Source organism: Listeria floridensis FSL S10-1187, assembly GCF_000525875.1.
Taxonomy (GTDB): domain Bacteria; phylum Bacillota; class Bacilli; order Lactobacillales; family Listeriaceae; genus Listeria; species Listeria floridensis.
On record NZ_AODF01000032.1, the window covers coordinates 1 to 12,365 of the forward strand.

10 protein-coding genes and 4 pseudogenes are annotated in these 12,365 nt (G+C 39.5%); 4 read left to right on the top strand and 10 right to left on the bottom strand.

All coding sequences use genetic code 11. The features are described 5' to 3' along the window. Positions 1-218: 218 nt before the first annotated feature. The 9 genes and pseudogenes from MFLO_RS11350 to MFLO_RS11390 form a co-directional block, all read right to left on the bottom strand. A pseudogene (locus tag MFLO_RS11350) lies at positions 219-1,011 on the bottom strand (ribonuclease HII). Continuing rightward, positions 1,008-1,875 (bottom strand): annotated as a pseudogene (gene ylqF, locus MFLO_RS11355) (ribosome biogenesis GTPase YlqF). The pseudogenes MFLO_RS11350 and ylqF overlap by 4 nt, the downstream one beginning before the upstream one ends. Positions 1,876-1,886: 11 nt before the next feature. Beyond that, a complete protein-coding gene (sipZ, locus tag MFLO_RS11360) occupies positions 1,887-2,426 on the bottom strand; it encodes a type I signal peptidase SipZ (protein WP_077913238.1) in 540 nt (179 codons plus the stop codon). 107 nt (positions 2,427-2,533) lie between these two features. Further along, entirely contained in the window at positions 2,534-3,085 is a 552-nt protein-coding gene (gene sipY, locus MFLO_RS11365) for a type I signal peptidase SipY (RefSeq protein ID WP_036098109.1), read from the bottom strand. Positions 3,086-3,196: 111 nt separating this feature from the next. Beyond that, positions 3,197-3,757: a type I signal peptidase SipX gene (sipX, locus tag MFLO_RS11370; RefSeq protein ID WP_036098110.1), complete on the bottom strand. Its 561-nt coding sequence runs from the start codon at positions 3,755-3,757 to the stop codon at positions 3,197-3,199. A 118-nt stretch (positions 3,758-3,875) separates the two neighbouring features. Next, complete coding sequence (gene clpX / locus MFLO_RS11375; protein ID WP_036098112.1) at positions 3,876-5,135, bottom strand: ATP-dependent protease ATP-binding subunit ClpX; 1,260 nt, start codon at positions 5,133-5,135, stop codon at positions 3,876-3,878. Positions 5,136-5,297: 162 nt separating this feature from the next. Continuing rightward, a pseudogene (gene tig / locus MFLO_RS11380) lies at positions 5,298-6,582 on the bottom strand (trigger factor). Positions 6,583-6,696: 114 nt separating this feature from the next. Then, positions 6,697-7,632, bottom strand: a complete 936-nt coding sequence (locus tag MFLO_RS11385; RefSeq protein ID WP_036098113.1) for a hypothetical protein — start codon at positions 7,630-7,632, stop codon at positions 6,697-6,699. Positions 7,633-7,928: 296 nt separating this feature from the next. Next, a complete protein-coding gene (locus MFLO_RS11390; protein ID WP_036098114.1) occupies positions 7,929-8,144 on the bottom strand; it encodes a helix-turn-helix domain-containing protein in 216 nt (71 codons plus the stop codon). Between the two features lie 147 nt (positions 8,145-8,291). On the opposite strand from MFLO_RS11390, the pseudogene MFLO_RS16530 reads away from it, so the two are divergent. The 4 genes and pseudogenes from MFLO_RS16530 to MFLO_RS11410 form a co-directional block, all read left to right on the top strand. Beyond that, positions 8,292-8,487: pseudogene (locus tag MFLO_RS16530) on the top strand (helix-turn-helix domain-containing protein); the annotation flags it as partial. A gap of 285 nt (positions 8,488-8,772) precedes the next feature. Continuing rightward, positions 8,773-9,183 (top strand): helix-turn-helix domain-containing protein, encoded by a 411-nt coding sequence (locus MFLO_RS11400; protein WP_036098116.1) that lies wholly within the window; start codon positions 8,773-8,775, stop codon positions 9,181-9,183. A gap of 111 nt (positions 9,184-9,294) precedes the next feature. Continuing rightward, on the top strand, positions 9,295-10,128 hold the full coding sequence (gene proB, locus MFLO_RS11405) for a glutamate 5-kinase (protein WP_036098118.1): 834 nt from the start codon (positions 9,295-9,297) through the stop codon (positions 10,126-10,128). Continuing rightward, on the top strand, positions 10,112-11,356 hold the full coding sequence (locus MFLO_RS11410) for a glutamate-5-semialdehyde dehydrogenase (RefSeq protein WP_036098119.1): 1,245 nt from the start codon (positions 10,112-10,114) through the stop codon (positions 11,354-11,356). Before proB ends, MFLO_RS11410 begins: the two co-directional genes overlap by 17 nt. Before the next feature lie 23 nt (positions 11,357-11,379). Here MFLO_RS11410 and MFLO_RS11415 read toward each other — a convergent pair whose 3' ends face one another. Further along, positions 11,380-12,300: an alpha/beta fold hydrolase gene (locus MFLO_RS11415; protein WP_036098120.1), complete on the bottom strand. Its 921-nt coding sequence runs from the start codon at positions 12,298-12,300 to the stop codon at positions 11,380-11,382. Between the last annotated feature and the right edge of the window lie 65 nt (positions 12,301-12,365).

Genomic DNA, 12,365 nt, shown 5'->3' on the forward strand with positions numbered 1-12,365 from the left:
TATCGCGGATTAGCGAAAGTCACACTGCAAGCCACGCTTACTTATACTGCCATGAACCTGAAAAAAACTAGCTTTATGGACGTGGAAGAAGTCTTGTTCTTCTTCGAGTTTTTTCATTCTGAGAGCTAAAAACGACAATCCCGTCTTTTTTTTCATTTTGGAATTGTCGTTTTTCAACAGTCTGAGACCATTTTCAATTGAAAATGGTCTTTTTATCGTTATATTTTCTTTGTTTTACATTTTTTCTTTTTTGCAAAACATGATTTTACTGGCGCAAAACTTAGACGATGGATCGGACACGGACCAAGTTCACGTAAACCTTCAAGATGTTTTTTGGTTCCATATCCCATATTACTCGCAAAATCATACCCAGGGTATAGCTGATCGAATTCAACCATCATCCGATCTCGAGTTACTTTCGCTATAATGGACGCAGCGGCAATTGAAATACTTTTCGCATCTCCTTTTATAATCGAAGATTCATTTTCCGAATAGTGAAGCGGCATTGCATCAATTAACGTATAATCCGCCGGAACTTTAAGCGCATCCAGAGCTTGTGTCATCGCAATTTTAGTGGCTTCATAGATATTTACCTTATCAATTGTTTCATGTGATACTATCCCAACTCCTGAGGCTACAGCATGATTCATAATTTGTTCATAAAAGTCATTTCGCTTAGCTTCACTTAATTGTTTAGAGTCATTCATACCAAGGAGCATAAAATTGTCAGGTAAAATTACTGCAGCAGCAACTACTGGGCCAGCAAGCGGCCCTCTTCCTACTTCATCAACCCCTGCAATATTTAAAAATCCCTTTTTTTTTATAAATCTTTTCATAGTGCTGCATTTCATGAAACTGATCAATCAATTGCTGCTTTTTTTTGAGACGTTTTTCTGCACTCTTTACAAGTACAGCCACACCCTTGCGTTCATCGGTATAAAACTCAGTCAGCTCAGACTCCTTCTTAACTTGAGCAAGCATCTGTTTGATCTCAGAAATAGATCTTTTCATTCTTCGATCGCTTCTTTCTCAAGTGGAAAATCAAAACTGAGACGTCCCATTTTTTGTGATCGGATTTCTCTAACAATCAGCTCTGCAGCCCGACCATAGTCTGGATCTCCATAACGATCTTTAAGTCCTCGTGCACCTGCAATCTCTGCTAACCATTCTGCTCCTGTTTTACTTTTTTCTGTATGTTTAATCCACTTAGAAAACTGCTCCGGATAGTGATCATAAATAAAATGTAGTCCATATAATGCAATGTCCTCCATATTAAGCAAATCATCTTTAATTGCTCCTGTTAGCGCTAGTTTAAAGCCGACTGTTTGATCTTCAAATTTTGGCCAAAGTATGCCTGGTGTATCCAGCAATTCCAGTGATTTCCCAACTTTTATCCATTGTTGTGCTTTTGTCACTCCAGGCTTATTTCCCGTCCTCGCAATATTTTTTTTTCGCTAATCGATTAATCAAAGTAGATTTCCCAACATTTGGGATACCAAGAATCATCGCTCTGATAGCTCTTGGTTTCATTCCCTTCTCCTTCAATCGATTAAACTTCTCCGCCATCAAAGCTTCCGCTGCTTTTTCGATCGCATGCATATTTTTACCTTGCTGCGAATTCACAGCAACAGCCTTCAATCCTTTTTCTTTAAAGTGCTCAATCCAAGCTTGTGTTATTTTTTCGTCAGCTGTATCTGCCTTATTTAAAATAATGACACGTTTCTTTTGATGGATTATTTCTTCAAGCATCGGATTGGATGAAGAAATTGGAATACGCGCATCCACTAATTCAAAGATTATATCCACTAATTTTAATTTTTCAGTTACCTCACGGCGTGCTTTTGCCATGTGACCTGGAAACCATTGTATTGTCATTCTTTTAACCCCTATTTAATAAATTTTGCATCTTTAATTGGCCAGTAGCATAGTGGCGTTGTACCAAGTACTTTACTTTTTGGAATAGGTCCGATAATTCTGCTGTCGCGACTTGCTCGCCGATTATCGCCTAAAACGAAATAGGTATCTTTCGGTACTTTTCCGCCTCTTAACATTTCTTTTGTACTGTAGTTCTCTGTTAAAAACCCTTCCTTCATTTGGGTACGATAGGTATCAAGGTATGGTTCTTCAAATTTTTTACCATTAACATACAACACATCAGCTTTATATTCAATTTCGTCGCCTGGAAGTCCGATCACACGTTTAATATAATCGTTTTTTCCCTCACGAAAAACCACAACATCGAAGCGGTCAATTTTTTCAAAACGATTAATGATCACTCGGTTTCCGTCTGTTAGCGTAGGCATCATTGAGACCCCGTCTACGACAATTGGAATAAATAAATAAAAACGAATGATAAGCGCTAAAATAATAGCTACGACCAGTGCCCAAATCCAAGCCCAGAGCGATTTTAAGTTCTTCTCTTTCACCATTTGCACCGCCTAACGAATCTTCCTTACCTTCTGTTCATTATAAACGAAAAAAAAGGCCCATGAATAGACAAATCCGTGAAGAATCTTCACGGATTACACATGCCTTATTTCTTACCAAAGTTTACGACAACACCATCAACCGCAGACGAGTTAATAAAGCCAAATATTCGGCTGTCCATGCTGCCCTCCCGGTTGTCTCCTAAAACAAAGAGCTTTCCTTTTGGAACAGTTGCAGATCCCGTAATGTCCTTTAAGGTAAAATTACCATTTCCATCACCAGGTTCGCGATACGTTTTCATTCCATCAGCTAAATAAGATTCACTTTGTTTTTTTCCATTTAAATATAAAATACCCTCTTTAAATTCAATTTTATCTCCCGGAACTCCAATCACACGTTTGATAAAGTACTTACCTTCATCTCCAGTTGAAACAGGAGCATCAAATACAATTTTATCAAAACGATCCGGCCCAGTCAGTTTTTCGATAAAAACACGATTTCCATCTTCATACGTTGGATACATCGACATTCCATCTACTTTTACAGGCGCAAAAACAAAGGTGCGAACAAGCATTGCAATTCCAATTGCAACTGCAATTACAAGAACCCAGCTGAGTATTTGCTGCCAGATTGATTTTTTCTTCACTTCTTCTGTCATAATCTACTTCCTCTCAAAAGCGCTTGCTCATTAATAGTCTTAACTTTTTTCTATTATCCCATGGTTTAATGCGATTGTAAAGAAAACGGCGTTTGCAAAAACAGCTAGAACTCAGCGTTTCAATGAATTCCCAAACGAAATAACTTTACCGATTACATCCTCTTGTTTAATAAAACCAATATATCTGCTATCTTTACTGATGCGCCGATTATCCCCTAGTACAAACAGTTGATTTTTCGGAACCACTTTCGCACTTTTAACGGCTGGCAAATCTTGTAGCTTAAAATTTTTCGTCAAATAACCGCTTCCTCCAAGCTCCTTTTTCTCCGCATCTAAATAAGGTTCTTCGTACTTTTTCCCGTTAATATAAAGCGTATCTTTCTTATATTCAATCGTATCTCCTGGAAGACCAATAATTCGTTTTATATATTCAGAGCCCTCCTCATCAGGCGCAGGAAAGACAATAATATCAAAGCGCTTCGGTGTGGACAATTTATTAATAAATAAATGTTCCCCATCATGCAGTGTCGGATCCATGGAATCCCCATAAACCGTGACAGGCGAAATTAAAAAATATCGAATTGCAAATGCCACAACGAGCGCCAAAATAATAATCTTCATCCAGCCAAAAGCTGATGAAAAAAAGCCGCCTTTGTCTTGTTCTTTACTCATCCCCACAATTCCTCTCTCGTCCATTTCTTAAATTATAGCATGAAATAAAAAAAGCAGCAGTTCTTTTTTCTGAAAACAAAAGCCAGCATCTCTTATTTGTAAGATGCTGGCTTAAAAATTAAGCAGATGTTTTCGTTGGAAGGATGGACCCGTCATCAAGCTGCATTTGCGGATCACTTTCCCCAATCACAGCTTCCTTCGTGATGATACATTTCACAATATCATCACGCGAAGGTATTTCGAACATCACATCAAGCATGATTCGCTCAATGATCGACCGAAGACCGCGTGCCCCAGTTTTACGATGAATCGCTTCTTTAGCAATTTCAAGTAAAGCTTCATCCGTAAATTCAAGTTCAACGTTATCAAGTTCAAGCATTTTTTGATATTGCTTCACAAGTGCGTTTTTAGGCTGCGTTAAGATCGATACGAGCGTTTCTTCATCGAGCTGTTCAAGTGACGCAATGACCGGCAAACGCCCAATAAATTCAGGGATTAACCCAAATTTAAGCAAATCTTCCGGTACAACTTTAGAAAGATACGTTTCATCATCTTCTAGAACTTCATTTTCAGCTCCAAATCCGATCACTTTCTCACCCATACGATTTTTTACAATTTGTTCAATGCCGTCAAATGCACCACCGACAATAAACAAGATATTACTTGTATCAATTTGAATGAATTCTTGATGCGGATGCTTTCTGCCGCCTTGCGGAGGAACACTTGCTACAGTACCTTCTAGAATTTTAAGAAGGGCTTGCTGTACCCCTTCACCAGAAACATCTCGTGTAATCGATGGATTTTCTGATTTACGGGCAACTTTATCAATTTCATCAATATAAATGATGCCTTTTTCAGCTTTTTCAACATCATAATCTGCCGACTGGATCAGTTTGAGCAAAATATTCTCAACATCTTCCCCGACATATCCAGCCTCAGTCAATGACGTAGCATCTGCAATCGCAAATGGAACATTCAAAATACGTGCAAGAGTCTGGGCAAGAAGTGTTTTACCACTTCCGGTTGGACCGATAATACAAATATTACTCTTTGAAAGTTCCACATCATCATCGGCTGATTCATTAGAGTTAATGCGTTTATAATGATTGTATACTGCGACAGATAAAGCTTTTTTCGCACGTTCTTGTCCAATCACATAATCGCTTAAAATAGAACGGATTTCGTGCGGTTTTGGTACTTCTCCAAAATCAACAGCTTCCGATACATTTAGTTCTTCTTCAATGATCTCGTTGCAAAGTTCGATACATTCGTCACAAATATAGACACCAGGACCGGCAACAAGTTTTCTGACTTGGTCTTGAGTTTTTCCACAAAAGGAGCATTTTAGTTGACCTTTTTCATCATTAAATTTAAACAAATTAGTTTCACCCCTTCGTTTCTCTAGGATTGAGGTGCTACAATCCCATATATTAATGATAGCACCGAAACTTTAAAAAAACTACTCATCTGATTTTAAAAAAGAAAGGACAAGAGAAAATTCTCGTGTCCTTTTCTTCGCAAAAAATCGATTTAAGCCTTCTTATTTTTCAACAGCACTGTCTACTAGAAGATCGATAGCTTTACGGATCTTAAGGTCAGATTTAAGTTCGCTCAAATCTCCAAGAGCTTGGCGTACCGCATCTTTTTCCATTCCGTATTTTTCTGCAAGCGCGCTTACTTCTTCATCAACCGCTGCTTCATCAGGTTCAATGTTTTCAGCTTCAGCAATCGCCTCAAGAACTAGATTCATTTTAACGCGTTTTTCTGCGTCTTTTTCCATTTGATCATGCATTTGTTCTTCTGTTTGACCAGTAAACTGATAGTAAAGTTCTGGAGTCAAGCCTTGAGCTTGTAAGTCTTGTGTAAAGTGACCCATCAAGTGGTCTGCTTCATGGTGGATCATCGCATGAGGAATTTCCACTTCAGCATTTTCAACTGCTTTTTCAATGACTTCATCTTGCTTCGCTTGGCTTGCAGAATCTTCTTTTGCTTCTTTCAAACGTTTTGTAACTTTTTCTTTAAGCTCTGCCACTGTTTCTACTTCAGAATCAATGTCTTTTGCAAGCTCATCGTCAAGTTCTGGAACTTCTTTTGTTTTGATTTCGTGAACTTTCACTTTGAAAACAGCAGGTTGACCTGCAAGATCTGCTGCATGATATTCCTCAGGGAATGTGATGTTAATTTCTTTTTCTTCTCCTGCTTTAGCACCAACAAGTTGTTCTTCGAATCCTGGAATGAATTGACCAGAACCTAATTCAAGAGAATAGTTGTCAGCTTGTCCGCCTTCAAAAGGTTCGTTGTCCTTGAATCCTTCAAAGTCAATAACGACAGTATCGCCATTTGCAGCAGGTTCTTCTTCTTTCACAACCAAGTCTGCTTGACGTTCAGTTAAGCTTTTGATTTCTTCATCTACTTCTGCATCTGTAAGCTCAGAATCCTGCTTAGCTACTTCAAGACCTTTGTAGTCGCCAAGTTTCACTTCTGGTTTAACAGTAACTTCAGCAGAAAGCTTCCAGTTTTCGCCTTTTTCCATTGAGTCGATATTCACTTGAGGAGTATCAACCGGATCGATTCCTGCTTCTTCAACAGCTTGTGTATAAACTTCTGGAAGAAGAATATCAAGTGCATCTTGATAAAGTGCTTCTTCGCCAAAACGCTGATTGAAGATTTGACGAGGTACCTTTCCTTTACGAAAACCAGGCACATTTAAAGTTTTACGAACTTTTTGAAAAGCTCGGTCAAGTCCTGATTTAATTTGTTCTTGGTCGATTTCAAAAGAAAGCGTCCCTACATTGCCTTCTTTTTTTTTCCCATTTTACTGACATGGTTCTATTCCCTCCATCATCTATTTAATTCAGTATAAGTAAATTCATGACAACTTTCAGCCATACTTGATTATTTTAACATAAAACAACAGCTATGAAAACAGGAAAGCCATATTAGAGCAAATAATTTTGCTGTTGCTCTTCCAAATCTTCAATAAATGAAACAGCATTTTCAAGTTCCGACGACATTGGCTTCGATAAAGTACCACTATATAGTTTTTCAGCAAACGCGAAATAGGCTTGTGCCCAAAGCTTTGCGTCTTTCGGATGAAATGAAAACGGATAAATCATAAAAATATGATGTTGAAGCGTTTGCGTCAACTGATCAAGCAGTGAAGGATTCTCGCTTTCGAGCAGCCTTCGTAGTTCGCGAAACAATTCTTTTGCAAATTCATCTTCACCGATCAGTGGCAGTTCAGAAGGGGTGAAATCCCCCTCTTGCCCTAACTTTTTGACCTTAAAAGGCTGATCAATTCCCTTTTCTTGAAGTAGCTCAAACACAATTGACTGAACAAACGGCGAAGCCTGATCACTTACCAAAAAAGAACGAAACTCTTCTAAAAATGGAGAAATACTTTCAAACCTTAACTTTTGAAGAAACTCCAACTGCTCAGTCGGCGATAATTCCAGCCAATTTCCCCTAGACGAATTTAAAAGCATTTTTTTGGGAAACGGGATTACATTATCGTGGACATCGCTACTTTCCTCCATAGGTTCCTTTTCCTCATCGGTAAAAAAGCGAACAAGTGAAAAATAAGTATCCATTTCATCCGTATTCATATAAGCAAGCGATAGCTCAGACAATACGGCCTTGCTGTATCCGTTCATTGTCAGGAATGAACGTCCGATTTGTTTGGCCTTCTCGTTCTCACCTCGGGTGACAAAAAGACGTATCAAAGCCTGTACAACTATCTCATTGCAAGGCTCAAGTTCATATTGTGTTTCCAAATAAGAAAAAACTTCAAGTTCTTCTTCAAAACTAAGTTCAGCATTCTTATCCTTCAGCCAATTCGCTATTTTAGTTGGCAACATATCTTCACTTCCTGTCATGCTTTTTCGCTCCTCTTACAAGTGTCGGTCTCTTATTCAGCTTGCATCATTTTAGCCATCTCAGCCCTTCTTGTCAAGTTCAGTACTGAACGAACAAAATAGATAAAACACGATTTCAAACTTTCAATATACTTATAGTCAATATTGTTATTCTACCATATAATACCTATTTAAAAAGAAAAAAAGTCGTGAAATGTTGTTTTTTTTGTCACAAAGTGATAATTTATGTTATTTTTATAATTCTTTTGATAGGAAATATAAAAAACGAGACTACAATGAGTCTCGTTTTCATGCAATTAATCACAAAAATCGGATAAATCGCAATTAAGAATTTCACTCAAAATCACAGCGTTTTGATAAGATAACCGTACAGTTCCCTTCTCGACGTTTGCATAGCCGGACGTATATTTATACTGCATTTTCCGTGCGACAAAAGCTTGCGTGATTCCTTTACTGAGGCGGATTTCTCTAATCTTGGCTACGTTGATATTCTTTGTCTTAAGTTGATCCATTCATCTAGCCTCCTAACACATTTTGAGTTGTCTTCCTTATTCTATCAACACTTTATGTATTTGTCAACAAAATAAGGCTTCTAATTGTGTTGTTTTATACTTATTTTGTGTATACTCGTGTATAATATTAACGAGGAGATGATAAACATGACAAATTTAAGCCGCCAACTCACATTATTACGGGAAAAACAAGGTTGGACAAAAAGAGAAACTGCCAGACGCCTTGGTTTAAAAGCACCATCGACATACGGCAATTGGGAATATGGAATCAGAGAACCGGATCTGTCAATGGTCAGAGAGATCGCGGCTTTATACGATGTGACCGTGGATTATTTAATTGGTGAGGATGACGTGCAAAAAGAAAAACCAAAATCCGACACCAAGAATATGAAGAAGGAACTGGAAAGTATAGCTGATTTGCTCTCATCTGAAAAAAAGCTCTACTTTGGCCCACAAATTTTGAAAAGCCACACCTCTGATTTTATACAAAAAAAATATTCATTGTCTGCTCGAAAATGCTGAAATGTTCAATCAATTATCTGGTCAGAAATCAAAATAAAAGACAATCCGTGCTTTTATTCGCTTTATATTTTCATTTTGTGTATAATTACTGCGAAGGGGTGATAGATTGGTAGATTTAAGTCAACGTCTCAAACTGCTTAGAGAAAAGAAAGGTTGGACGAAAGCGGAAACTGCACGCCGATTGAGTCTTAAGGCGCCTTCTACTTATGGAAATTGGGAATATGGTTTAAGAGAACCTGATCTCGAAATGGTGACGAAAATTGCCGAACTTTACCATGTCAGCATCGATTATCTGCTTGGTGAAAATAATCTTCCATCTTATGATTTGCGCGCAAAAGAAAAAGAAACGGATGTTTTATATCGCTTAGAAAAAATTTGTGAAGATATTGAATACGAAGAAAGCTTACAGCTGGGTAAAAATTTATTATCAGAACCTGCCGGCGAATATATTATTGACAGTGTTGCTTTTACGATTAAACAAGCAAAAAAAACTAAATCAGTTAAACGAAACGCCTAAAGTTTAGGCGTTTTTTCTTTGTCTACTACACGTTTTTCTTGACGAAAAAATACTGTTAAAATCTTAGTTTTGTAGTAGAATGAAAGTATTCTATTTTGAAGGAGTTTTCTTATGCGAACATCACTTAATTCTTGCAAGCGCATCGTCGTCAAAGTGGGAACAAGCACGTTAATGTACCCGAACGGAAATATCAATCTCAGAACTATCGAAAAGTTGGCGCGCGTTTTGTCTGAACTCCGTAATGAAGGAAAGGAAGTCGTTCTTGTTTCATCTGGAGCAATCGGTGTCGGCTTGCGAAAACTTCAGTTGGCAAAGCGACCAGCTTCTATTCCAGAACAGCAAGCCATTGCTGCTGTTGGACAAAGTGAATTGATGCATATCTATTCGAAATTCTTTGGTGAATATGGCTATACTGTCGGGCAAGTACTTCTTACTCGTGATGTTACTGATTACCCAACTAGCCGCAAAAATGTTATTAATACATTTAATACATTAATTCGCCAAGGAACGGTTCCGATCGTAAACGAAAATGACACGGTTGCGGTCGAAGAAATTGAACATATCACGAAGTATGGCGATAACGATCGGCTTTCAGCGATTGTCGCAAAGCTGATTAACGCCGAACTTTTGATTATGCTTTCTGATATCGATGGTTTTTATCATGAAAATCCATTGCTGAACCCGACAGCTGAAATGTTTGATGAAATACACGAAATCAATGATGACGTGTTAAAGCTCGCAGGAGGAAGTGGATCAGATTTTGGCACGGGCGGAATGCTCACAAAGCTTGCTGCTGCGGAATATTGCATGCAAAACGGACAGCAGATGGTGCTTGCAAACGGGGATCACCCTGAAGTTATTTATCAGATTATTGCCGGCGAAAAGATTGGAACATTATTTACAACAGACAAACAAGGAGGTTTCTTGAATGACCCAATTAGATGAACTCGGGAAAAAAGCAAAGCGTGCGGCACAGGAGTTGGCACTTCGGGATACGCATAGTAAGAATGAAGCACTGTTTAATTGGAGCAAGGCTCTGCTTGATGCGAAAAAAGAATTAATTGATGCGAATCAGGTGGATATCTCAAAGGCGAAGGAAAACGGGATTGCGGAACCAATGATCGATCGGCTGCTGCTCACAGAAGAGCGAATTGAAAGTATAGCCGCAGGTGTTCGGGAGGTCGCGGAACTTGCAGATCCGATTGGTGCTGTTGATGGCATGTGGGTAAATGAAGCTGGTCTTACGATCGGGAAGAAGCGGGTTCCGCTCGGTGTCATTGGGATTATTTATGAATCGCGTCCGAATGTAACTGTGGATGCAGCCGCGCTTACATTTAAGTCTGGCAACGCTGTGATTTTACGCGGTGGAAAGGAAGCCTTTCATTCGAATTTGGCACTCGTCAAAGTCCTGCAGCAGGCACTGAGTGAAACGGGATTTCCGGCGGATGCGGTTCAGTTTTTAGAGGATACATCGCATGAAACAGCGCGGAAATTCATGCAGTTAAATGGTTATCTCGATGTGTTGATTCCACGAGGTAGCGGGCGCTTGATTCAAACGGTGCTTGAAAATGCTACTGTGCCAGTTATCGAAACGGGAGTCGGAAACTGCCATATTTATGCGGATGCGGCGGCGGATATTGATATGGCCGCAAATATTCTTGTAAACGCCAAAACGTCTCGCCCATCCGTTTGCAATGCAGCGGAAACGCTTTTGGTTCATAAAGCGATTGCAGCGGACTTCCTTCCTGAAGTCGAAAAACGGCTCGCTCCTTTTTCAGTCGAATTACGTGCGGAAGAAAAAGCAGCTCAATTCTTGAAGAATTATACGGAAGCGACGGAAGCGGATTTTGAAACGGAATTTTTGGACTTTATTTTAGCGGTTAAAGTTGTTGATAGCTTGGATGAAGCCATTGAACATATTAATCGCTACGGAACCAAACACTCCGAAGCAATTGTTTCAAGTGATTATTTCGCCGGAAAGAGATTTCAAAATGAAGTAGATGCAGCGGCAGTTTATATCAATGCCTCTACTCGCTTTACAGACGGTTCTGAATTTGGATTCGGGGCAGAAATCGGTATAAGCACGCAAAAATTACACGCCCGTGGACCGATGGGACTTCATGAATTGACGACGACTAAGTACATTATTTTTGGTGAAGGGCAAATTCGATAGAAATCAAGAAAACGCAGCGAAGCTTAGGCTTCGCTGCGTTTTTGATCAAGCCAAAGGATAATATCACGAATAATGGTTTCTTTGCCGATTTCGTTGATGAGTTCATGACGTGCATTTTCATATAATTTATAAGTGACATCGAGTACGCCCGCTTCGGATAATTTTACAGCAATTTTTGGAATATCTTTTCCGTAATGGCCGACTGGATCGGCGGTACCAGAGAGTAGCAAAATCGGAAGACCTTTTGGCACGCGCGTAAAATTTTCGCTTGCTTGCGAGAGCTGGATGGATTCAAATAGTGCGGCGAAAAATCCGGATGTTCCGACGACTGGGCCGCAAAACGGATCGTTCTGATAAGCTTCTTGAACCGCGATATCGCGCGAAAGCCAACTGAACTTATGTTTTTCCGGATAAGTTTTATTAAATCCCCAAAACGCAGCTTGGTTCAGGAAATGCCCTCTTTTGGCCGGATTTTTTTTCACAAAATGTTCGGTTGCTTTTACAGCGGTTGAAAGCAGTAAATGAGGCTGCATTCCGCTGCCCGAGAGGATAATACCGTCTGCAGAATGACGTGTCATGAAAATACGGATGATGAAGCTACCCATGCTATGTGCATAGATGAAATAGGGCAAATCTGGAAATTTTGTGCGAATGTAATCTTTTACAGCAGCTTGGTCACGGATAAGAGCTTCCACGCCTGCTTCCGGATCAATGTGCCCGAGCTCGGATTCTGTTTCTGCTGTAGCACCAAAACCTCGATGGTCATCGGCAACTGCAATATAGCCCGCTTCATTGAGTTTTTGGGCAAATTCTTGATAGCGTGCTCCGTGTTCGTTCATGCCGTGGACAATTTGGACAATCCCAACTGGTGATGCAACGTCGCTCCACTCGTGGATATGTAGCGGCAAGCTGTCGTGTGAAATCAGCTTTGTTTCTGTATACATTGCTGCTTTCCCCCTCTATACTCTTTTTTTCAATATACCCTGCTCCTTTTATTTTAACCTCTTGG